The sequence below is a fragment of the Burkholderia mycopellens genome (assembly GCF_964265025.1).
Taxonomy (GTDB): Bacteria; Pseudomonadota; Gammaproteobacteria; order Burkholderiales; family Burkholderiaceae; genus Burkholderia.
Map to the genome: position 1 here is coordinate 3,401,341 of NZ_OZ183803.1, position 23,201 is coordinate 3,424,541.

The 23,201-nt window shown below is 67.7% G+C and carries 18 protein-coding genes and 1 pseudogene; 9 read left to right on the plus strand and 10 right to left on the minus strand.

The annotated features are described in order from the left end of the window. Positions 1–16 precede the first annotated feature (16 nt). Both ACPTTC_RS33620 and ACPTTC_RS33625 read left to right on the plus strand, forming a co-directional pair. On the plus strand, positions 17–991 hold the full coding sequence (locus tag ACPTTC_RS33620; RefSeq protein WP_423395626.1) for a helix-turn-helix domain-containing protein: 975 nt from the start codon (positions 17–19) through the stop codon (positions 989–991). 156 nt (positions 992–1,147) lie between these two features. Beyond that, entirely contained in the window at positions 1,148–2,713 is a 1,566-nt protein-coding gene (locus ACPTTC_RS33625) for a GMC family oxidoreductase (RefSeq protein ID WP_423395627.1), read from the plus strand. 92 nt (positions 2,714–2,805) lie between these two features. On the opposite strand, the gene ACPTTC_RS33630 is transcribed toward ACPTTC_RS33625, so the two are convergent. Further along, positions 2,806–3,786, minus strand: coding sequence for a helix-turn-helix domain-containing protein (locus tag ACPTTC_RS33630; protein ID WP_423395628.1), 981 nt, complete (start codon positions 3,784–3,786; stop codon positions 2,806–2,808). Positions 3,787–3,964: 178 nt separating this feature from the next. Here ACPTTC_RS33630 and ACPTTC_RS33635 point away from each other — a divergent pair, with 178 nt between their 5' ends. The 5 genes from ACPTTC_RS33635 to ACPTTC_RS33655 all read left to right on the plus strand — a co-directional run bounded on the left by ACPTTC_RS33635 (position 3,965) and on the right by ACPTTC_RS33655 (position 8,921). Further along, complete coding sequence (locus ACPTTC_RS33635) at positions 3,965–4,498, plus strand: 2,4'-dihydroxyacetophenone dioxygenase family protein (RefSeq protein WP_423395629.1); 534 nt, start codon at positions 3,965–3,967, stop codon at positions 4,496–4,498. 18 nt (positions 4,499–4,516) lie between these two features. Further along, a complete protein-coding gene (locus ACPTTC_RS33640; protein WP_423395630.1) occupies positions 4,517–5,821 on the plus strand; it encodes an MFS transporter in 1,305 nt (434 codons plus the stop codon). Position 5,822: 1 nt separating this feature from the next. Beyond that, positions 5,823–6,944 (plus strand): 2,3-butanediol dehydrogenase, encoded by a 1,122-nt coding sequence (locus tag ACPTTC_RS33645; RefSeq protein WP_423395631.1) that lies wholly within the window; start codon positions 5,823–5,825, stop codon positions 6,942–6,944. After that, positions 6,922–7,644: an SDR family NAD(P)-dependent oxidoreductase gene (locus tag ACPTTC_RS33650; RefSeq protein WP_423395632.1), complete on the plus strand. Its 723-nt coding sequence runs from the start codon at positions 6,922–6,924 to the stop codon at positions 7,642–7,644. Before ACPTTC_RS33645 ends, ACPTTC_RS33650 begins: the two co-directional genes overlap by 23 nt. A gap of 185 nt (positions 7,645–7,829) precedes the next feature. Beyond that, positions 7,830–8,921 carry a porin gene (locus ACPTTC_RS33655; protein WP_423395633.1) on the plus strand — a complete coding sequence of 364 codons (1,092 nt, stop codon included), beginning with the start codon at positions 7,830–7,832 and terminating at the stop codon, positions 8,919–8,921. A 149-nt stretch (positions 8,922–9,070) separates the two neighbouring features. Here the strand turns inward: ACPTTC_RS33655 and ACPTTC_RS33660 are convergent, their stop codons facing one another. After that, the gene (locus ACPTTC_RS33660) at positions 9,071–10,051 is read right to left on the minus strand and encodes a helix-turn-helix domain-containing protein (protein WP_423395634.1); all 981 of its coding nucleotides are present in this window, start codon (positions 10,049–10,051) and stop codon (positions 9,071–9,073) included. Between the two features lie 420 nt (positions 10,052–10,471). Here ACPTTC_RS33660 and ACPTTC_RS33665 point away from each other — a divergent pair, with 420 nt between their 5' ends. Then, on the plus strand, positions 10,472–11,359 hold the full coding sequence (locus tag ACPTTC_RS33665; protein ID WP_423395635.1) for a SphA family protein: 888 nt from the start codon (positions 10,472–10,474) through the stop codon (positions 11,357–11,359). Between the two features lie 67 nt (positions 11,360–11,426). Here ACPTTC_RS33665 and ACPTTC_RS33670 read toward each other — a convergent pair whose 3' ends face one another. From ACPTTC_RS33670 to ACPTTC_RS33685, 4 genes and pseudogenes are all read right to left on the minus strand, one after another. After that, on the minus strand, positions 11,427–13,040 hold the full coding sequence (locus tag ACPTTC_RS33670; protein WP_423395636.1) for a GMC family oxidoreductase: 1,614 nt from the start codon (positions 13,038–13,040) through the stop codon (positions 11,427–11,429). A gap of 85 nt (positions 13,041–13,125) precedes the next feature. After that, on the minus strand, positions 13,126–14,580 hold the full coding sequence (locus ACPTTC_RS33675) for an aldehyde dehydrogenase family protein (protein ID WP_423395637.1): 1,455 nt from the start codon (positions 14,578–14,580) through the stop codon (positions 13,126–13,128). Between the two features lie 128 nt (positions 14,581–14,708). Continuing rightward, positions 14,709–17,570 (minus strand): annotated as a pseudogene (locus ACPTTC_RS33680) (TOMM system kinase/cyclase fusion protein); the annotation flags it as partial. Then, positions 17,567–18,568: an FHA domain-containing protein gene (locus ACPTTC_RS33685; RefSeq protein WP_423395638.1), complete on the minus strand. Its 1,002-nt coding sequence runs from the start codon at positions 18,566–18,568 to the stop codon at positions 17,567–17,569. The pseudogene ACPTTC_RS33680 and the gene ACPTTC_RS33685, both read right to left, overlap by 4 nt. On the opposite strand from ACPTTC_RS33685, the gene ACPTTC_RS33690 reads away from it, so the two are divergent. Continuing rightward, on the plus strand, positions 18,567–18,767 hold the full coding sequence (locus tag ACPTTC_RS33690; RefSeq protein WP_423395639.1) for a hypothetical protein: 201 nt from the start codon (positions 18,567–18,569) through the stop codon (positions 18,765–18,767). The genes ACPTTC_RS33685 and ACPTTC_RS33690 overlap by 2 nt on opposite strands. A gap of 1,047 nt (positions 18,768–19,814) precedes the next feature. Here ACPTTC_RS33690 and ACPTTC_RS33695 read toward each other — a convergent pair. The 4 genes from ACPTTC_RS33695 to ACPTTC_RS33710 form a co-directional block, all read right to left on the minus strand. Beyond that, positions 19,815–20,252, minus strand: coding sequence for an Lrp/AsnC family transcriptional regulator (locus ACPTTC_RS33695; protein ID WP_423395640.1), 438 nt, complete (start codon positions 20,250–20,252; stop codon positions 19,815–19,817). Then, positions 20,249–21,178 (minus strand): homocysteine S-methyltransferase family protein, encoded by a 930-nt coding sequence (locus tag ACPTTC_RS33700; protein WP_423395641.1) that lies wholly within the window; start codon positions 21,176–21,178, stop codon positions 20,249–20,251. Before ACPTTC_RS33700 ends, ACPTTC_RS33695 begins: the two co-directional genes overlap by 4 nt. Before the next feature lie 104 nt (positions 21,179–21,282). After that, positions 21,283–22,452: a trans-sulfuration enzyme family protein gene (locus tag ACPTTC_RS33705; protein WP_423395642.1), complete on the minus strand. Its 1,170-nt coding sequence runs from the start codon at positions 22,450–22,452 to the stop codon at positions 21,283–21,285. A 44-nt stretch (positions 22,453–22,496) separates the two neighbouring features. Next, entirely contained in the window at positions 22,497–23,192 is a 696-nt protein-coding gene (locus tag ACPTTC_RS33710) for an ABC transporter permease (protein WP_226200318.1), read from the minus strand. Between the last annotated feature and the right edge of the window lie 9 nt (positions 23,193–23,201).

The window sequence follows — 23,201 nt, forward strand, 5'->3', positions numbered from 1 at the left end:
TCATTGGGAGAACGTCATGCCGGACACCAGCACGGAGATCGCCACGATCTCGACGCGCGCCGTACGCGGCCACGAACGCGTCGACTTCTGGGTCGACCATGTCGCTCGCACGCTCGTGCGGATCGAATGCAGCGGCAAGTCGTCCGAAGGCATCGACGCGTCGCTGCGCAGGCGCGATCTCGGGCTGTTCGGCGCCTGCGACATCGTCGCGAACCGGCACGCGGTCGTGCGCACCCCGCACAACATCCATGCGGACCGGCGCGACGCCGTGTTCATCTGCCTGATGCACGCAGGGCAAGGCTATACGTTCCAGGACGTCGACTGCATGCAGCACGGGCCCGGCGACCTCGTCCTGTACGACACGTCGATGCCGTACGGTCACGGCTTTCCCGCCGACATGGCGATGACCGTGCTCGACGTGCCGCGCGACGTGTTCGAGGCGCGCGTCGGCCCGTGGCGCTACCGCAGCCTCGTCAAGATCGACCGTGACGACGGCATCGCGTCGTGGGCCGTGCGGCAGGTCTATGCGCTGCTCGCCGCGCCGCAGGAAGCCACGCCCGATGCGCGCGAACGGCGCGCCGCCGCGATCCTCGATCTCGTGCAGTCGATGCTGCGGTTGCGCGACGGCGACGCGTCGCCGACCAAGTCGACCGTCCACACGCTGTCGCGCGCAAAGGCGTTCATCGACAGCCATCTCGCCGACGACGATCTCGACAGCCGGTCGGTGAGCCGCGCGATCCACCTGTCGCCGCGCCAGCTCGCGCGCATCTTCGAAATCGAAGGGATGCCGCTCACGCGTTACATCCTGGCGCGGCGGCTCGAACGCTGTCGCGCCGACCTGCGCGACCGGTCGCTGAAGCACCTGACGGTCAGCGAGATCGCGTTCCGCTGGGGCTTCAACAACAGCGCGCACTTCAGCCGCAGCTATCGCGCGCGCTTCGGCGAGACGCCGAGCGATACCCGCGCACCGGCGCCGGCCGACGCACGCTAGTTCGTCCACCGCCCGCCACTCACCACCCGCCGCCGTGTCCCTGCGAGGCAAGCACGGCGTCCGTCCCGGTCAAATGGGGCCGCATAGCGGTCGCTAAGCTGGCTTCCTGCGCGGCGGCACTCGTTTCGCCGCCCGACAGCAAGGAGAAGATGCGGGATGGAGACGTACGACCATATCGTCGTCGGCGGCGGTTCGGCCGGCTGCACGGTTGCGCACCGGCTGGTGAAGGCCGGCAGGCGCGTGCTGCTGCTCGAGGACGGCCCGAAAGACGACAGCCTGTTCATCCGGATTCCGGCGACGTTCATCCGCGTGCTCGGCACGCGGCGCACGGTCACGTTCGAAAGCGAGCCGCAAGCCGGTGCGGCAGGACGCAGGACCTACGTGCCGCAGGGCCGCACGCTCGGCGGCGGCAGTTCGGTCAATGCGATGCTGTACGTGCGCGGCACGCGCGACGACTACGACGACTGGGCCGCGCTCGGCTGCACGGGCTGGGGCTGGGACGACGTGCTGCCGGTGTTCAAGCGCGCCGAATCGCACCTGCGGCTCTCCGAGCCGTTTCACGGCACCGACGGGCCGCTGAGGGTCGGCGACACGCGCTTCCGGCACCCGCTGAGCCTCGCGTTCGTGAAGGCCGCGCAGGAAACCGGCATCGCGTACAACGACGATTTCAACGGCGCCGCGCAACAGGGCGTCGGCTTCTACCACACGACGATCTTCGACGGGCAGCGCGGCAGTACCGCGGCCACCTATCTCGCCGACGCGATCGGCCACCCGAACCTGCGCGTGCTGACCGGGTGCCGCGTCACGCGCATCCGGTTCGACGGCCGGCGGGCGACCGGCGTCGACTGGCGGACGGAAAACGGCGCGACGGGTTCGGCCGCCGCGCACGCCGACGTCGTGCTCGCGGCGGGCGCGCTGAGCACGCCGAAGCTGCTGATGCTGTCGGGCATCGGGCCCGGCGCGCACCTGCACGCGCACGGCATCGACGTGCTGCACGACAGCCGCGACGTCGGCGCGAACTACCAGGATCACCTCGAAGTCTCGATCTACGGCCGCAGCCACGCGCCGGTGAGCCTGCTGGGCGAGGATCGCGGGCTGAAGGCATTGCGGCACGGGCTGCAGTGGATGCTGTACCGCACCGGCCTGCTGACGTCGAACGTCGTCGAATCCGGCGCGTTCGTCGATACCAGCGGCAGCGGCCGCCCGGACATCCAGCTTCACGTGCTGCCGACGCTCGTCGGCGACGTCGACCGCGAGCCGCTGCCCGGCCACGGCCTGTCGATCAACCCGTGCCTGCTCCGGCCACGCTCGCGCGGCTCCGTTCGATTGCGCGGCAACGATCCGGCCGCGCCGATCCTGTTCGACAGCGGCGCGCTGTCCGATCCGGCCGATGTCGACGGCCTCGTGCGCGGCGTCGCGCTCGCGCGGCAGATCATCCGCGCGCCGTCGCTCGCACGCATCGTGCGCGAAGCCGAGACGCTGACCGACACGGCACTCGCCGACTACGTGCGGCGCCGCGCGAAAACCGTCTATCACCCGGCCGGCACCTGTCGCATGGGCCACGACGAGCATGCGGTCGTCACGCCGCGCCTCGCGGTGCAGGGCGTCGACGGTTTGCGGATCTGCGATGCGTCGGTGATGCCGCGCATCGTGTCCGGCAACACGAACGCGCCGACGATCATGATCGCGGAGCGCTGCGCGGCGTTCATGCTGGCGGAGTGACGAAACGCGGCGCGGCACGCGTGCGCCGCCGTTCACTGCACTGAACCGAAGCACGGCGCGTGAGACACGCGCCGCCACCTCCGCTACCGCAATCAGCGCCCGGTCACGCGCGCCGCCTCGCGCAGCGCCATCGGCGACGCACCGTAGCGCTCGCGAATCGCACGACTGAAATGCGCCTGGCTCGAGAAGCCCCAGCGGAACGCGATTTCGCCGACGCTCGTCTTGCGCAGCCGCGCATCGGTCAGCTCGCGATACGCATGCGACAGCCGCTCCGACCAGATGTGCTGCGTGATCGACTCGCCTTCGGCCGCAAAGATCCGGCTCAGATGCCGCAGCGACAGCCCGACCGCGTCGGCGACGGCTTGCGGCCCGAGTTCCGGGTCGCCGAGATGCGTCGCGATGTACTGCTTCGCGGTCAGCAGATACGACAGCGACGCACGCGACGCGCCCGCACCGTTCACCTCTGCATCGATGAGTTCCGCGATCAGCGTGCGCGTGTGCTCGGCGAACCGTGCGGCGTCACGCTCGACCGGATCCTTCATGAAGCGCTCGACGCTCGCGCGCAACGTCGCGCCGAGCATCGCGCCCGCGCCAGGCTTCGGCGCGATCCGCAGCGGCAGCGCCGCCAGTTCCGCATCGAGCCGGTCGTCGAAGGTCGTCATCGGAATATCGATCAGCAGCTGCCGCATCGGCGTCAGGAATCCGAACAGATAGGGCACGCGCGTGTCGTAGACGACGACATCGCCGGCGTCCGCGAGCAGGCAGCAGTCGCGCTGAATGAAATACGCGCGCCCGCTCAGGATCTGGCACGCAAACAGCGACTCCTTCGGCAACTGGCGCACCAGCGCGGGGCTGCGCTCGATCACGTGATCCTGGCCGCGGATGTCCGCGATGCCGAGGCCCGGCAGCGCGATGTCGGTCTTCTCGACCTCGAGCCCGGCCGGCGACAGCGACGAACAACGCAGCCCGACCAGCGTCGCCGCATTGAATGCGTCCCAGTACGCCATCCTGTCGCGCGCCGGCACGTCGGCCGTCGAGCCTCGCGTGCGGGAAAAAACGGTCGAATTCGTCACGTCGCCTCCTGCTGGCGCCTGTCGTGCGGCGCAGCACGAATTGGGGGATGGTTCGTCTGGATTCAGGTGCGATGCCATGTCCGGCGCGGTCAAGCAATTCGTCCAGCCCAGTCAAGAGCGGCGCGCACCGGCTGGCTAAAGTCGAGCCCACGACAACTCATACACCAGGAGACACACCGTGGTCGACAAAGCCGTAGCCGAATTCTGGCAAAACATTGCGCCGATTGCCAATCCGTTCAAGCCCGATGCGCTGCCCGAAGCGTACATCGCGAACGCGGCCACCGACGACGAGCGCTATTACGTTCCGTTCACCGAAACGGTTTCGTCGCGGCCGCTGTGGATTTCACCGTCGCAGAACAAATGGTGCGACATCCTGATGGCCAGGGAAGCCGGGCTCGTGAACCGGCACTATCACCCGCACGAGGTGTTCGCTTACACGCTGTCGGGCAAGTGGGGTTATCTGGAACACGAATGGACCGCGACGCGCGGCGATTTCGTGTACGAGACGCCGGGCGAAGGCCACACGCTCGTCGCGTTCGATCACCCGGAGCCGATGCGCGCGTTCTTCATCGTCAAGGGCCCGCTGATCTGGCTCGACGAAGCAGGCAACCCCGACGGCTACTTCGACGTGCATTCGTACATCGCGATGTGCAAGGCGCACTACGAGAAGGTCGGCCTCGGCGCGCAAGCGATCGAGAAGCTGTTCCGCTGACGCGCGGCGAGGCTCACCATGACATCCGCTTCCTCCTCCAGGTCCGCCTGGACGTATGAGAACAGGCTGCTGCTGATCCTGTTCATGACGTTCGGCTTCGTGTTCTTCGACCGCCTCGCGCTGTCGTTCCTGTTCCCGTTCATGTCGGCCGAGCTGCACCTGACGAACACGCAGCTCGGCATGGTGTCGTCCGCGCTCGCGCTCACGTGGGCATTGTCCGGTGCCGCGACGGGCGCGTGGTCCGATGCGCGGGGCACGCGCAAGCCGCTGCTGATCGCGGCCGTGCTCGGCTTTTCCGTGTGTTCCGCGCTGTCGGGGCTGGTCGGCGGCTTCGCGAGCCTGATCGCGTTCCGCGCGCTGATGGGCATCGCCGAAGGCCCCGTGCTGCCGCTGTCGCAATCGCTGATGGTCGAGAGCTCGACGCCGAGCCGCCGCGGGCTGAACATGGGCCTGCTGCAAGGCTCCGCCGCCGGCCTGCTCGGCGCGATGATCGGCCCGCCGGTGGTCATCGGCATCGCGACCGCGTACGGCTGGCGCGAAGCGTTCTACGTGTCGTGCGTGCCGGGCTTCCTGATCGCGTTCTGCATCTGGCGCTGGGTGCGCGAAACGCCGCCCGGCGGCGTGCGGCACGCGCAGGCCGATACCGCCAGCGGGCCGGCCGCGAGCGGCGCGGCAGTCAGCCGCTGGGCGTTGCTGAAGGAACGCAACATCCTGCTCTGCATGCTGATCAGCTGCTGCTTCCTCACGTGGTTCATCGTGATCATCTCGTTCGCGCCGGTGTTCCTCGTGGAAAGCCGCCACCTGTCGCCGTCCGGCATGGGCGTCGTCATGACCTGCCTCGGCGCCGCGTGGGTGTTCTGGGGCTTCGCGGTGCCGGCGATCTCCGACCGGATCGGCCGCAAGCCGACGATGATCGCGTTCGCGCTGGTCGCGGCCGTGTGCCCGATCGTGATGATCCATGCCGGCTCGCTCCGGGCGCTCGGCGCGCTCGTGTTCGCCACGTACACGGGCCTCGGCTGCTTCACGCTGTTCATGGCGACGATCCCGGCCGAAACGGTGCCGCCGCGCGCGATCGCCAGCGCGCTCGGCCTGATCATGGGGGCGGGCGAGCTGATCGGCGGCTTCGTTGCACCGACCGTCGCCGGCTTCGCGGCCGACAAGTACGGCCTGCCGTTCGCGATGTGGACGTCGGCCGCCGGCGCGATCCTCGCGTGCGTGCTGTCGTTCGGCCTCGTCGAAACCGCGCCCGCCGTGCTGCGCAAGCGCGCGCTCGCCGGCGCCGCCGCGAGCCGTCTCGATACGCAAAACCTCGGAGGACGCTGACATGCGGGCACTTCAATGGCATGGCCCGCGCGACGTCCGTCTCGTGGAAATCGACCCGCCGCGCGTCGGACCTGGCGAGGTGCGCATCGCGGTCGCGTATTGCGGCATCTGCGGCAGCGACCTGCACGAATACGCGGACGGCCCGCACGCGATCCCGGTCGACACGCCGCATCCGCTGTCGCGCCGCACCGCGCCGCTGACGCTCGGCCACGAGTTCTGCGGCACCGTCGTCGAAGTCGGCGACGGCGTGACGGCGCTGCGCGCGGGCGATCGCGTCGCGGTCGAGCCCGAGTATCGCTGCAGCCAGTGCGCGTATTGCCGCTCGGGGTCGTACAACCTGTGCGTGTCGATGGGTTTCGCCGGGCTGATGGGCGACGGCGGCATGGCCGACTTCGCGGTCGTGCCGGCCTACATGCTGCATCGGCTGCCCGACGGCGTGAGCCTCGAACAGGCCGCGGTGATGGAGCCGGCCGCCGTTGCGCTGCATGCGCTGCGGCGCGCCGAACTGCGGCTCGGCGAGACCTGCGCGGTGTTCGGGCTCGGGCCGATCGGCCTGCTGCTGATCATGCTCGCGAAGCTGCAGGGCGCGACGACGATCGTCGCCGTCGACGTGTCGCCCGAACGGCTCGCGGCGGCCACGCGCTTCGGCGCGACGCATACGTTCGACGCGCGCGCACTCGGTGCGCCCGCGCTGCAGGACGCGATCCGCTCGGCCACGGGCGGGCTTGGCGTCGACGCCAGTTTCGAAGCGGCCGGGCTGCCCGTCACGTTCGAATCGGCAATGCAGGCGCTGCGCAAGGGCGGCCGCGTCGTGATGGTCGGCCTGATGCCGCATGCCGGCTTCGACGCCTTCCGCGCAGTCAACGACGAGCTGACCTTCACGGCGAGCGTCGGCTACCGGCATGCGTACGAAGACCTGCTGCGCATCGTCGCGTCGGGCGCGCTCGATCTCACGTCGATCGTCACGCGCACGGTGTCGCTCGAAGATGCCGTCGCCGACGGCTTCGATGCACTGCTCGCCGACCGCGCGCAGATCAAGATCCTCGTTTCACCCGCGCAACGGCCGGCCCGTCGCGCACACACCATCGGGAGCGTCGAGCATGAATCGTCAGTGGGCGTTTGAAGGCCAGTCCGTCGTCGTGACGGGCGGCACGTCGGGCATCGGTGCGGGCACGGCGATGCGGTTCGCGCAAGCCGGCGCGTCGGTCGTCGCGCTCGGGCTCGACGCGGCCGGCCCGCATGCGCCCGTGCATGCGGGCATCCGGTGCGTGGAACTCGACGTGACCGACAGCGATGCACTGACGCGCACGATCGCGGCCCTGCCGCGGCTCGACGTGCTCGTCAACGGCGTCGGCATCAGCCGACACGCGGACGAATACCGGATGGACCAGTTCGAGCTCGTGCTGAACGTGAACCTGACCTCGGTGATGCGCGCATCCGACGCCGCGTTGCCGGCGCTCTCGGCGCACGGCGGCAGCATCGTCAACGTCGCGTCGATGTATACGTACTTCGGTAGCAAGGACCGGCCCGCGTACAGCGCGAGCAAGGGCGGCATCGCGCAGCTCACGCGCTCGCTCGCGCAGGCGTGGGCCGATCGCGGCATTCGCGTGAACGCGGTCGCGCCCGGCTGGATCGACACGCCGCTCAGCAGCGACCTGATGGCCGACACGCAGGCGTCGCGGCGCATCCTCGAACGCACGCCGCTCGGGCGCTGGGGCACCGCCGACGAAGTCGCGGACGTGATCCTGTTCCTGTGCTCGCCCGGCGCATCGTTCGTAACCGGCGCGGTCGTGCCGGTCGATGGCGGGTATTCGACGGTCTAGCGCGCTGCCCGACGGGTATCGGCGGGCATCGGCACGCGCGCGATTTCTGCCGATGCCCGTCACGCACCTGTTCCCTCAGGTAGTCATTGAATCGGGAATCACCCGATTCCACTTTGTTCATATCAATCAGTAGTCCAATCAAAAATATCCGATCCGATCGGAAACATGTGAGGAGCACATTGGAGATGACGAAAAAGACCCTTCTGGCGCTCGCGGCATGCGCCATGCCCGCCGCGTCGTTCGCGCAGAGCAGCGTGACGATGTTCGGGCTGATGGATGCCGGCATCAGCTACGTCAGCAATCAGGGCGGCCACGGCGCCGCGAAATTCGACGACAACATCTTCTTTCCGAACCTGCTCGGTTTCGAAGGCAAGGAAGATCTCGGCGCGGGCACGCGCGCGATCTTCAGGCTCGTCAACCAGTATTCGCTCGGCAACGGTTCGATCATCGGCGGCGGGCTGTTCGCGCGCACCGCCTATGTCGGCCTGCAGAACGACCGGTACGGCACGCTGACGCTCGGCAACCAGTACGAGTTCATGGTCGACGCGCTGGCCGCGAGCGGCAACGAGATCGCGCAGGATCTCGTCGGCCTGTACGGCTTTCGCAACGGCCCGTTCGACAAGCTCGCGCTGCCGAACAATCCGACCGGCGCATTCGACTGGGATCGCGTCGCGGGCAGCAATCGCGTCGCGAATTCGGTCAAGTACACGAGCCCGTCGCTGTCGGGCCTGACGTTCGGCGCGCTGTACGGCTTCGGGAACGTCGCGGGGTCGATCGGTGCGAACAACACGGTCAGCGTCGGCGCGAGCTACGACAACGGGCCGTTCGGCGCGGGCGCGGCCTATACGAACCAGAAGTACGGCGCGTCGGACGGGCTGCCGCCGACCAGCGTGCGCAACTGGGGCACGGGCGTGCACTATACGCTCGGCACGGTCACCGCGAAGGCGCTCTTCACGACCGTGCACAACGCGCAGAACGGTGCGGGCGCGTGGTCGGCGGAGGCCGGCGCCGCGTGGCGGCCGTCGCCGGCGTGGGTGATCGGCGCGAGCTACACGTACATGAAAGGCAACGACACGCTCGACGACGCGCATGCGCACCAGTTCCTGGCCGCCGTCCAGTACTGGCTGTCGAAACGCACGATGGTGTACGTCGCAGGTGTGCATCAGCGCGCGAGCCACGGCAGCAGCGCGCAGATCAACGGCGTGATGGACGCGAACGGCGCGTCGAGCGGCGCGTTGCAGTCGATCGCGCGAATCGGGTTCAGCACGCGGTTCTAGGTTCCACCGCGGGTGAATCGTGTCGGCGATCCCGCGTCCGGATCGCCCGGCGGCGCGGGAGCAGGCGCGGACTTAGCTTCGGCCCGGCCCGCCGCCTTCGACGTCGCACGCGTGCCGCCCGCTCTTCGGAGCGGCGCGCGTTCGCGCAATCATGACGAACGCGACGATTCCGTCCCGCCCCCGTCCTGCATCGCGGCATCCCGACACTGCGACGGCGTAACCCCGAAGCGCCGGCGAAACAGGCGCGCGAAATACGCTGGATCGGAAAACCCCGACTGCAGCGCGAGACGCGTGATGCTCGCCCCGTCGGCACCGGTCTGCGACAGCACTTCGTGGCACTTCTCGAGCCGCAGGCGCTGGATCATCGCCTGCGGCCGCTCGCCGATCGATTCGAACGCCTGGTAGAGCGTGCGGCGGCATACCTTCAATGCCGCGGCGATGCGATCGGGCGACAGTTCACCGTCGTCCAGATGCCGATGGATGTACTGCAGCGCGTCCCGCAACAACGCCTCGCGGATCTTGCGCCGCGACGCGGGCGCCGTGCCGTCCGTGAAATCGATGGTCTCGGCGAGCAGCGTCGCCACCAGCTCCAGCACGCCGAAGCGGCTGCGCGGATTCATGCGCCGGCCCTCGGCGATCATCGCCTGCAGGCTGGCGAGCGCCACGGCCGCGCCGCCCGCCGTCGGCATCGTGCGGCCGATCGCGTGCCGGGCCAACGCCAGCAGCGCGTCATGATCGGCCACCTCGCACAGCATCGTGACGAACTCACCGTGTGCGTCGCTTTGAATCCAGTACGGGCTGCTCGCCTCGTACAGCGTGAAATGCCCAGGCGGCACGATCACTTCACACGCCCCCTGCTCGAGTCTCGCCACGCCGCTCAGTTGCCAGATCACCTTGACGTAGCGGTGCTTCAGCGTCTTGCACGCATCGCGCCCGATGGAGGCGCTGTGCGCGCTCGCCGCAATGCGCGCCACGCGGCAGCGCGCATGGTCGAACACGTCGACGTTCGCGTCGAATTCGCCGGATGCGCCGGCGTTCAACTCCAGCGGAAAGAACCGATGCCGGATCTGCTCCGACCAGCACGCGATGCCGCCCGCCTGCCGGGGCAGGTGAGATCCCGAATCGATCATGACGTTCGCCTCCAGAAATATCCGGCCTTCAAGGACGTCCATTGCCTGGCCGCCTGCATACACAGGCAGCGGACGCGACGATCGACTCGCCCGACTTCCGCCGTGTGCGGCAACACGCGCCCGGCCGGCATCGATGAGAGGGGATCGAGTCAGAGCGTACGGCGCGACGACGCAAAAGAATATTCGCACAACTCCCATGCGCGGCCGGAACGCTACCTGACGCAGTAAAGATTTCCCCTAGATGCACCGCACTCCTGACGGCTCTGCACGCAAACACATGCGAGCGAAAAACGGGCGCGGCACCCTGCTGACGGGCGGAAAACGGCGTCCGGCCGGGTTTCACGTGCGTGGCCCATGCGGTCACGCACGCCGCCCAAAGACAATCGGCGGCCGCTCACGCGCCGCAGGAGGAGACAACCGATGAAACGACGATCCCTTTCCGTGATGCTGTCCGCGCTCGTCATCGCGCACGGCGCTCACGCCACCGAAGGCGGCGGCTCCGTCTACCCGACCGGGGCGGAAGGCTACCTCTGCTGCGCACTGCCGCCGCCGGGGCTCTATGCGCTGATCTATGCGGAGCGCTACCACGCCGGCGAACTGCGCGACAACGACGGCCGCAACGTTGCGCCGCCGGACTTCGACATCACCGCCTATTCGGTGACGCCGCGGATCGTGTGGGTGACGCCTTACACGTTTGCCGGCGCATCGCTGGCGATGCATGCGCTGCTTCCGCTCGTCATGCTCGACGTGCACGCGGGCGAGCAGTCGCAACGGAAGACCGGCGTCGGCGACATGACGTTCGGGCCGGCGCTCGGCTGGCACGTCACGCCGACGCTCCACACGCTGCTCGCCGTCGATTTCTTCGCACCGACCGGCCAGTACGACAAGAGCGACCTGGCCAACATCGGCCGGAACTACTGGGCGATCCAGCCGATCGCGGGCATCTCGTACGGCGGCCGCACCGGGCCGGTATTCGATGCGAAGCTGATGTGGACCTTCAATCAGCGCAACCATGCGACGGACTATCGGTCCGGCCAGGAATTCATCGTCGACTATTCGGCGGGTTGGGGTTTCGGCAACGGGCTGACGGTCGGCGCGGGCGGCTATGTCTACCGGCAGATGACGGACGACTCGCAGGCCGGGCAAACCATCGCCGGCAATCGTGGCCGTGCGTTCGCGATCGGCCCGTCGATCAAGTACGACAGCGGGAAAGGCTGGTTCGTGACCGCCAAATACCAGATGGAAACCGACGTACGAAACCGCCCGGAAGGCGCGGCATTCTGGCTCAAGGCCGTGTTTCCGCTCTGATTCGAACGCAATCGCGTCGGCATCGCCCGACGCGAAGGCGGCGCAGGTCATCCCTGCGCCGCCCGTTTCATCGACCGTGCAGCAGATCGGCGCCGCGTTCGCCGATCATGATCGCCGGCGCATTGGTATTGCCGCTCGGCACCTGCGGGCAGATCGAGCAATCGATCACGCGCAGATTGGAGAAGCCGTGCACGCGCAACGTCTTCTGGTCCACCACCGACGTCCGCGGGTCCGCGCCCATCCGGCAGGTGCCGGCCGGGTGATAGACGGTCTTGATGTCCTGCCGCACGAACGCCTCGATCGCCGTCAGGTCGTCCGGATCGATCCGGGCCGGCGCGACGATTTCTTTCACGTGCGCCTGCAGCGCCTTCGCCGACAGGATCCTGAGCCCGGCCTGAACGGCCCGGATCTGGCCGTCGAGGTCGGCCGGGTCGCTCAGGAAATTCGCATCGATCCTCGGACGGTCCGACGGATCCTTGCTGCGCAACCCCACCTGGCCGCGCGATTTCGGTTGCAGATGGCCGACCTTGACCGACATGCCGTGCTCGCTCGCCGGCGGCTTCTCTCCCGGCGTATTGTCGAAGTTGTCGAGCAGCGGCAGAAAATGGAACTGAACGTCCGGCCGCCCGGTGCCCATCGTGTCGATGAATGCGCCGCCTTCGAGGATGTTGCTGGTCAGCAGCCCGCTCCGGAAGCACTTCCATTGCAGGAAATGGCGCATCGCCCGGAGCCCCGTATTCTCGCCGTAGAGGCTCGCCGGCGTGCGAATCGACGCCTGCACCGACATGTGCAGATGATCGTGAAAGTTCCTGCCGACCGGCAACGCTGCAACCGTGTCGATCCCGAGCGCCGCAAGATGCTCCGCCGGCCCGATGCCGGACAGCATCAGTACCTTCGGACTCCCGATCGCTCCCGCGCTCACGACGACCTCGTTGCGCACGCGCACCGACACGGGCGCATTGCCGCCCTCGCTGAATTCGACCGCGACCGCACGCCCCGCATCGGCCCGGATCCGGTGCACGAGCGCGCCGGTCACCACCTTCAGCTTCGCGTCGTTGCGCACCGACGCCAGATAGGTTTGCGCAGTGCTTGCGCGTTCGCCGTTGCGCGTCGTCGTCTGGTAATAGCCGATGCCCTGCTGCACTTCGCCGTTGAAATCGTTGACGTAGCGCAGCCCCATCTCCTGCCCGGCCCGGATGAACGCAGCCGTCAGCGGATGGCGATAGCGGTTCTCGCTGACCGGCAGCGGGCCCGTCTGGCCGTGATATGCGGGCCCGAGGCTCTCGTTCGCTTCCGCCTTCATGAAATACGGCAGCACGTCGTCGTAGCGCCAGTCCGTGCACCCCCACTGCGTCGCCCAGTCGTCGTAGTCCTCGCGCTGCCCGCGGATGTAGATCATCCCGTTGACCGAACTGCCGCCGCCCAGCACCTTGCCCTGCGCGATGATCATGCTGCGGCCGTTCGCGTTCGGCTGCGGTTCGGTCATGTAAGGCCACGATTTCTTCTGGAACACCTGCATCACGCCGCCCGGAATCCGGTGAAACGGATTGTCGTCGCGTGTGCCGGCCTCCAGCAACAGCACCGAACCGGCATTCTGCTGGATCAGCCGCGCGGCCACGACGCATCCGGCGGAACCCGCGCCGATGACGACGTAATCGAAGGTCAGGTCTTGAGTAGTCATGTGTCTGTCGATAGGAATGGGCGGGCGCGCAACGCAACGCCCGCGATCTTGTTGTCGTGGTGTCTCCGTGCCGGCACGTGCGCGGCTACATCGCGATCGTGACGACCTTCTCCTCCAGGTACGCATCGAGCCCGCTTTGCGACAGGTCGCGCCCGACGCCGCTCTCCTTGAAGCCGCCCCACGGCAACCGCGCGTCGAGCGGGCTCCACGCGTTCACCGCCACTGCGCCAACCCGCAGACGGGCGGCAGTGCGATGCGCGGTCGCGAGATCGCGGGTCCACAGCGACGCGGACAACGCGTAGACGGTGTCGTTCGCCAGCGCGACGGCCTCGTCTTCCGTCTCGAACGGAATGATCGTGCCGACCGGCCCGAACACTTCGTCACGCGCGATGCGCATCGCCGGGTCAACGTTCGCAAATACCGTCGGCCGCACGAAGAAGCCTTGCGACGGCACCGGCTCGTCGCCCGCGACCATCGTCGCGCCGTCGCGAAGCGCCGCGGCGATATGCGTCTTCACACGATCGGCGTGGCGGGCGCTGATCAGTGCGCCCATCTGCGTCGCCGGGTCGAACGGCATGCCGACCCTGACCGACCGTGCCGCATGCGCGAGCGCGCCGACGACGTCGTCGTAGTGACGGCGCTGCACCAGCACGCGCGTGCCGGCCGCGCACGTTTGCCCCTGGTTGACGAACAGCCCCATCGCAACGCCGGCGATCGCCTGCTCGAGATTCGCGTCGTCGAAGATGATTTGCGGCGCCTTGCCGCCGAGTTCCAGCGTCAGCCGCTTGAACTGTGCGCCGGCTTCGCGCGCGATCGTGCGGCCGACCTCGGTGCTGCCGGTGAAACTGATCTTGTCGACGCCCGGGTGATTGACCAGCGCGGCCCCGACCGCCGCGCCGATGCCGTGCACGAGATTCACGACACCCGGCGGAAAGCCCGCCTGCGCCGCCAGGTCCGCCAGCGCGCCGACCGCGAGCGGCGCGTCCTCCGACGGCTTAAGCACGACCGTGCAGCCGGCCGCGAGCGCGGGCGCCAGCTTCCAGCACGCGATCATCAGCGGCGCATTCCACGGCACGATCAGGCCGGCGACGCCGACCGCTTCGCGCACCGTGTAGTTGACGGTCGGACGCCCCATGAAGCCGCCGGTCGGAATCTGGCGGCCTTCGAGCTTGTCCGCCCACCCGGCGAAGTAGCGCAGCGTGTCGATCGACATCGGCAGGTCCATCATGCGCACTTCCATGACGGGGCGACCCTGTTCGCGCGCCAGCAGTTCGACGAAGCGTTCCGCGTCCTGCTCGAGCAGGTCGGCCAGCCGATGCAGCAGCTTCGCCCGTGCCGCGCCGGGCAACCGGCTCCAGTGCCCGCCGTCGAATTGCGCGCTGGCCGCACGCACGGCCCGGTCGACGTCGGCGCCGGTGCCGGCCGCCACGCGCGCAAGCAGGTGTCCGGTGCAGGGTTCGAATTTCTCGAACCATTCGCCCTGCGCGGCATCGCACGCCTCGCCTGCGATACGGTGTTGAAGGGTGTACTCGGCTGTCATGTGGTTGTCTCCAAACTATTGAGGGCCGATCCGGCGCTGAAAGCCGGATCGGCCTGTCTGGCCCACTGTAGAGCGCGGGTTCTGGCGACGCTGGGACATCCGTGCACCGAATGCCGGATTCACATGCACGCGCGCACGAAGTGCCCGTCGACGCCGAATGCGGGTGTGGCGTCGCCACGATCGGCTTGCGCGGCCAGCACGCGGCTGACTCGCGCATGGTTGGCGCGCCGCACGGCCGGTGGCATCGATTCGTACGCCGCGTCGCGAATCAACGCGTGGCGGAACGAATAGAACACGCGATCGCGCCGATGCCGCGCAAACATGATCCGCTCTTCAAGCAGCAGTTGCAGGTGCGCGTCGAGCGTCGCGCGATCATGCGGCGATGCCGCGGCCAGCAGGTGCGCATCGACCTCGAGCCCGATCGTCGCGGCGAGCTGCGCGGTGTCGCGCGCGTCGTCGATCCGGTCGAACGCGCGCCCGAGTATCCCGCCGAGACTGAGCGGAAGCGGGCACGGATCGGTCGTTCGCAGCCCCGCGAGCGGGCCGTCCGCATCGCTCGTCGCCAGCTCGCGCGCGACGGCCTCGATGAACAGCGGAATGCCCGCCGTACGCTCGACGAGCGGGTCGAGCCAGGCCGGATCGAGCGCGCCCTGGCCCAGGTACGCCGACATCAGGCGCCGCGCATCGTCGCGCGGCAAGCGGCGCAGTATCAGGCGTTCGGTCGCGCCGCGCCAGCGCGCGAGCCTGGCGGGTCGCGACGTGAGCACGACGCAGAGCGCCGCCGCGCGCGGCGAGCGCTGCAGGTACGCAAGAAACGCCTCGGTCGAGCGGTCGATCCACTGCACATCCTCGACGACGAGCAACACCGGCGCGCCGTTGCCGAGCGACACGATCAATTGCTCGAGGACGTCGAACAACGCGTGCGGTTCGCATGCGCTCGACCACCGCGCCTCCCTCGCATCGCAGGGCAGCCCCAGCCAGGTCGCGAGCGCGACACGGGCCGCCACCCGATCGCATTCGAGCAGGGCGAGCATCGCGTCGATCGCCGCGCGCGTGGTGCCGGGCGGGCTGTCGGCGTCGAGTTGCCAATGCGCGCCGATGAACCGCAGGATCGGAAACAGCGCATGATTCTCCCGCTCGGGCAGGCACCCGCAATGCGCGAACGCGTGGCCCTGTGCGCGCACGGCCTCGCACAGCGCGTGCACGAGGCGCGACTTGCCGATTCCTGCCTCGCCGACGACGAGCCGCGGCACGCCACGCATCGCACGACGATGGCGAGCGAGCGTCGCCTGCCACGCGCGCAGCAGCGCATCGAGTTCGCGCGTGCGGCCGATCATCGGCGCCCTCACGCCGTCGTCGAGCGAATCGAACGGCGTATCGGCCCGACACTCGCCGAGCAGCTCATGCACCGGCTGCGGCGCGAGGCCCGCCCGCGCCAGCCGCAACACGGTCGGCCGGAAGTCGGCATGCGGTTCGAGCGCGAGCCGCGCATCGTCGCTGATCAGGATCTGCCCGGGCCCGGCAAGCCGCAACAGCCGCGACGCGGCGGCCGGCGTCGATCCGCCCGCCATCTGCGACGCATGCGCGAGCACCTGCCCGACGTGAATCGCAGCCGCCACTTCGACGTGCCAGCCTGTGCCGCCGACGGCATCGTGGAGATCGGCCGGCACCGGCAGCCGCGCGCGCCCGGCCACCCGCACCATGTCGAGCGCCGCACGCGCCGCGCGGCGCGCGGGCCGGTCGATATCGCCTTGCAGGCCGAAATGGAACAGCAGCGTGTCGCCGAGCCGCGCGTCGACCTGCGCGCCATAGCCGACGGCGATATCCGCGCACTTCGTCAGCCATTGCGCCTCGCAGCGGTCGAGCAGGGCGCCGTGATCGGCTCCCGCGTGGCGTTGCCGGCCGTCTCCGGCGATCGTCACGCAACAGCACAGCGTGGTGACCTGCCGGTATTCGCCAGCCGTCGCGGCCGCCTCGCTGCGCGGCGTGAACGGGTGCGGCCGCGTGCGCCGGCTTGCGCGGCCGGCATCGAACGGGCCGACCAGCGCGGCGAAATTGAGCGCGCGAAACGGCGCCACGAGTTCGTTGGCCGAGGCGGCACGCTGCGCCGGATTCTTGCTCAACGCCTGCCGCAGCACCGAGCCGAGCGGATGCGATGCGATCGACGGCGGAAGCGCGATATCCACCGGGCTGAGCTGCTGATAAAGAATCTCGGCGACGCTTGCGCCCTGCATCACGACTTCGCCCGTCAGGCATTCGAGCACGACCAGGCCCCACGCATACAGGTCGCTTCCGGGCGTCGGCGGTTCGTTGCGCAATTGCTCGGGCGCGCAATATGACGGCGAGCCGAGCACCTCGACCGCGAGCGTCGCGGCCTGAGGCGCGATATCTGTCGCGCCGGGCATCAGCGCACCGATCCCGAAATCGAGAAGCTTCGCGTGCGGCCCGTCGTCGGCCATCGCGATCACGATGTTCTGCGGCTTCAGATCCCGGTGTACGATGCCGCGGCGATGCGCCGCCGCGAGCGCATCGAGCACCTCCGTCATCAGCCGTCCGGTGTCGACGGCCGACAGCGGCCCCTCCATCGCCAGCCGGTCGCGCAGGGTCCGGCCCTGCACGCGTTCGAACACGGCGAACAGGCGCCCGTCGGGTGCTTCCCCCTGGTCCAGCAGCGCCACGATGTTCGGGTGCCGCAGCGCCTCGCACAGGCCTGTCTCGCGCCGAAAGCGCATGCGCTGGCGCGCGCGCTCGGCTGCCGTCCGCGCGACATCGTCCCGCATCAGCTTGATCGCGACGTCTTGCCCCGTCTCGTCGCATGTCGCGCGGAACACCACACCGCTGCCACCTTCGCCGAGCAACGCACCGAGCCGGTAATGCCGCTTGCCGGCCAACGTCGCGAAAGGCCCGGCTGGCTGCTGCGATTCACGCGCGCGTGGGACGACGGGTGCGCGTGTCGCCGTCGGCAACCCGGACTGTCGTTCCGCGTTCACGAGCAGTGGACGACCGGAGCCGGCGCCGGACGATGCATGCCGATGCGCGGCTCGACGCCCGGCACCGACTGGCATTCAAGGCGCTCGCCGCGCATGACGCGGAACGGGAAATCGCCGAAGCGGACACTGCCGCGCCGCCGCTCGACAAGCTGACTCGCATCCAGCCCCGGTAGCGCCGCGAACTGGCTCCGGGCGCGATGAATCTGCACGTTGAGATGGGACGTATCGATACCAAGCATGCGCGCCAGCCGGTCGAGTTCGATCCAGCCTTGCGTGGCGGCGTCGTAGCCGGCCTGCATGTCGGCCGAACGTGCGCGGGCGAGCGTGACGAGGCTGTAGTGATGCGCCCGCTCGCCGAGGTCGACCACGCCGCCGCGAACATGCAGCAGCGCACGCGCGTGCTCTTCGTCCCGGCTGACGAAGAATTCGAGCAATCGGGCCGGCGCGGCCGGATCGGCCGGCGCGCGCAGCGTCATCGTCGAGCCGTGGCGCACGAGCCCCACGCGCCACGTGAAGTCGCCCGTCGACACTTCGTCGCCGTCATGGAGCGCGCGCGGCGGCAACGTGTCGTCGCACAGCCATTCGCCGGCCGGCGTCCGGACGATCGTGACCGGCTGCGCGGCGTGGGCCGCCAGGATCTGGCGCGGCGTGAGCACGATCGGATGCGCGGCGCCCCGCACCGGCCACAGCGTATCGGCCGGATCGTCGAGCGCATCGACGCGCCAGGGAGCGACACCGGCCCTGCCGAACCGGATGACGTCGCCTCGCTGCAGCACCGCGTGCTCGCCGTCGCGCAGCGTCACGCCCGATACCGACGTGCCGTTGCTGCTGTGATCGTGGAGCTCCCATAGCCCGCCGACCCAGCGAATATGGGCGTGGACACGGGACACCGACGCGTCGCGGATGACCGTATCGCAGCGCGCGGTATCGCGGCCGAACACGTGATACGCGCGGAGCAGGCACGCTTCCCCGGAAGAATCGTTCTTGAGTATCGCCATGGCTGCCCCGTATCGGATTCGCCCGGATCGCTCGAGTGACGCATCGACGCCCGGGAAAGCGATTGATTCAATGATCGCGAACGATGTCGACCGTTCGCCGCCTCGTTACCAGTTTTTTCGTCAGCTTCTTTTCGAATCGTTGCTCATCCGGCGCGCGTTATTTCGGCTGATTGAATGGCCGGCTGCTTTGTTGTTTTAAATTCGAGCAACCTGATGAAAATCCTGCCAAACAAAATCATGCATCGCAATCGAAATACTCAAATTCCGCTTTGATATTGCAATGCTTTACATTTTCGGCAACGCTTCAATTCGAAATATAAAGGGTCGAAAATCTTCACTGCCCCGCGAGCCTTGATAGGCCTGCATCAAGCAGAAACAACCCATTGGATGACGGGGTGAATTTAAATACCTTTGCCGGCACGGAAATTTTGTTTGATCAAAAGAAAATAAATTAAATAGTTCAATCGATTTAAATAATGGTCGCCGGTGTTTTAGCAGATTGCATTACATGAATTACTGCGAAGTTCAGGGGCGTCGCGGCCAATGGCTGGCAAAGGCTGCAGACGTCGGCAAGGCGCCGACCGTCCGGTCGTCGCGACCGGCTCGCCAACGAACTCGGTGGGAGAAATCGACGCCCATCTCCGCCGCACGTTGCAGGGCCTCAGCGAACCGCCCCCTATACAAATCAACAAGTCAGGCACGTTCTTGAGAATTTCCTCTGTCGGAAATCTCATGATTCCGTATCGCAACCTGCAAATTTCTCGTGAATGTGAACATACCCTGCTTAAAAGAACTCCGTACTCGGTACGGTTACCTTGCCACTGCTAATAGGGCGAGATCATCCGGACACGTCTTTCAGGGATCGGTGGCAGACGGGTTGCGGTGAAGCAGCGTTCAGCGACAAAAAACAGGGGAAGGGCTGACTGGTCTGGACGTCCTTCCGCAGTATGGTCTCCGCCCCACCTATTCAGAAGCCCGCTTCACCTCGCCGGCTCATCTTCGCGTGTCGCTGAAGTGCCCCTTTCTTTTTGATTGTCGGCACGATAAGGCGAGAAGCCGATACCTGGGTGGAGCCGACATTCAAATGCCCCAGTCAAAGTACAGGCGAATGACAGGATTTGGCCGGAAGCGACCCTGAATCAGAATGAGTCTCGATCGGAATCGGCGAGTTCCGGCTGATCGGCAACCTGTGGAAGGCACCGCACCATCCAGCCCCGCCCGCCCTCTCCCCATCGCGCCGGTTTGGTCAACGCTTGCGGACAACCGAATCGAGCACGAAGCTGGTCGTCATGTTCTGCACGCCGTCCATCGCACTGATCGTCGCCCAGATATCGCTGATGCGCTCGTGTGTGGCGGCCTCTATCTGTACGAGCAGATCGACCTCGCCGCTGAGGACCGCGCAATCGCGAACCTCGGCGATCCGTTCGAGTGCGGCAAGCACGTCCGCACCGCGCATCCGGTCCTTGCGGTAGACGAGCATCACGGCGCGCACCGGCACGATATCGTCGGGCAATGCGAGACGCACCGTGTACCCGGCGATGACGTTCAGCGCTTCGAGCCGGTCGATCCGGTTGCGGACCGCCTGCCTGGACAAACCGATCCTGTCGGCCAGCACTGCAAGCGGGATCCGCGCATCGGCACACAATGCGTCGATGATCTTCCGGTCGAGGCCGTCGATCTTCATTGGCCGGACCCTGGATGCGCGGCGCCGCGGGCGTCCACCGCGTCGCGCACCGCCGCGATGTGGTCGGGGCCGATTCCGCAACAGCCGCCGACGATCCGCGCGCCCAGCGCGAGCCATTGCCGCGCCCATTTTGCGTAACCGGGCGGATCGATGTCGCCGCGCAAGCTGTCGAGTTCCTCGTTCGCACGCGCATCGGCACGCTGCGGCGCAAACGCGTTCGCATAGGCGCCGATCGCGAGCGACGTGCCCGTGCGCGCGAGCGTGCGATGCACCGCGTCGATCGCCGCCCCCATCGCTTCCGGCTGGCTGCAGTTGAACAGCAGCGCGCTCGCGTGCGCGGACACGGCCGCTTCGATCGCTTCGTCGAGCGACTGCCCCGACCGCAGTACCGGTGTGGCGCGTGCGTCGACGTCGTCGCGCAGCGTAAACGAGACCCACAGCGGCTTCGGATTCCCGCCCAGCGCACGCCGGACCGCGCCGATTTCGTCGGTCAGGCTCTGCGTCTCGGCCAGCCACAGGTCGACATAGGGATCGAGCCCATCGACGAGCGTCGCCAGGATCGCATCCGCGCGCGCCGCGTCGAACAGGTCGGGGCGGTAGGAACCGCCCGTCGGCGGAAGCGATCCCGCGACGCGCACGGGCCGCCCCGCGCGGTCCGCCGCTTGCCGCGCGAGCTGCCCGGCAAGCGCCGCGAGCGCGACACCGTCGCGACGGAACCGCTCCTCGCCGATATGGAACGGCACGACCGCATAGCTGTTCGCGGTGATCACGTCGGCGCCCGCCGCGACGAACGCGTCGTGCGCGAGACTGACGTAATGCGGCGCTTCCATCAGCGCGAGCGCCGACCATTCCGGCTGTCTGAACGGCGCCCCGATCCGCGCCAGTTCGCGCCCCATGCCGCCGTCGAGTACTGTGATGTCATGCATAGTCCGTGCTCCGTGGTTGCAATCCGCGCATCTCGTGCCCGAATCGATTCAAGGGCCCGCGCGACGCACGCGAGACGTCGATCGAGCGTGCGCGCCGGCCCGTTTCAGATCTGCTCCAATGCTTGCTCGATATCGCTTTTCAGATCGTCGATGTGCTCGATGCCAACTGAATAGCGGATGAAATTGAGCGGGATGTCGGCAGCGCGCATTTGCTCCGCCGACATCGTGCCGGCCCACATGGATGCCGTATGGATCGCGAGCGAATCGACGCCGCCGAGATTGCCTGCATTCAGCGGCAAGCGCAGCGCCTCGACAAAGCGCTGCGCTTCGCCGTAGCTTCCCCGCACGCCGAACGCGACCACGCCGCCGAAGCCGCGCATCTGCCGGCATGCGAGCCCATGCTGCGGATGGCTGCGCAGGCCCGGATAGAACACGCGCTCGATCTTCGCGTGCGCCTCGAGGAATTCGGCGAGCGCCTGGGCGTTCGCGTTGATCCGCTCGACGCGCATCGGCAGCGTGCGCAGCCCGCGCAGCAGCAACCACGCGTCCATCGGCGACAGCACCGAGCCGAGCGTGATGTGCGTATGCCAGATCTGCTCGGCGAGCACGCGGCTCGTGCAGATCACGCCGCCGGTCAGGTCGTGATGGCCGCCGAGATACTTGGTCGCGCTGTGCACGACGATGTCGACACCTAGCCGGTGCGGCTGCTGGTTGACCGGCGACGCGAACGTGTTGTCCGCGAGCGTCAGGATGCCGCGGGCTCTCGCGATTTCAGTCACCGCCGCGATGTCGGTCACGAGCAGCAGCGGATTGACCGGCGACTCGAGCACGATCAGCCGTGTGTTCGGCCGGATCGCGCGATCGAACGCGGCCACGTCGGCCTGGTCGACGAACGTCACCTCGACGCCGAACCGGCGCAGCATGTCGTCGAGCAACTTCGTCGTGCTCATGTAATGACGCGTCTGGCCCACGACGTGATCGCCGGCCTTCACGACACTGAGGATCGCGGTCGCGATCGCGCCCATTCCGGATGCCGTGACGAGCGCGGTCTCGGTGCCCTCGAGCTCCGCCATGATCGCCTTCACGCGCTCGTGAACCGGATTGCCGTAGCGCGTGTAGTTGCGCGGATGCTGGGGCACGCTCGACATCTCCGCGAATTCCTCGCTTCCGGCTGCCTTGAACACCGCCGAATAGTGGATCGCCGGCGCGACCGACTTCTCGTCGGTCACGTCGCGGTCCGCAGCGAGAGCCAGCGTTTCAAGCTTGTATCCCATGTCGTCCTCGGATCGTTCGTTGTGTCGCGTTCATGCGGCGCCCGTCAGGCACGCGCGCTGCCCAGATGGCGATTCAGCAGGCCCTCGACGCGTTTGAGCACGGTCGAAAGCACCGCCGTGATACCGACGTACACGATGCCGGCCAGCATCAGCGCGTCGGTCGTATAGGTTTCGATGGAGATGCGCCGCGCGACACCGGTCAGGTCGAGCACGGTGATCGTGCTGGCCAGCGCGGTCGACTTCAGCTGCAGCACGATCTCGTTGCCGAGCGTCGGTGCGACGATGCCGATCGCGCGCGGCACGATCACGAACCAGGTGAGCATGAAGCGGCTCATCCCGAACGCGAGCGCGGCCTCCTTCTCGCCGGCGGGGACGCCGGCGATCCCGCCCCGGATGTCCTCCGCCATGTAGGCCGCGAGATTGAGCGTCAGCGCGCACAATGCACACGAGAACGATCCGCCGACCAGCAGCCACAGAGGCGACGCACGCACGACCGAGAACTGCGCGAGCCCGTAATACAGCACGAAAATCTGCACCAGCAGCGGCGTGCCGCGAAACACCGACATGAACAGGCGGCTCGGTGTCGACAGCCACCGGCACGCCGACGTGCGCGCGACAGCCAGCGGCACCGCGAGCACGAACGCAAGCGTGCATGACAGCACCAGCAGCTCGAGCGTGATCCATATGCCGCGCGCGACGTCGGGGCCGGACTGCACGATGAGGGAGAGAAAGTCGTTCATCGCCTGGCG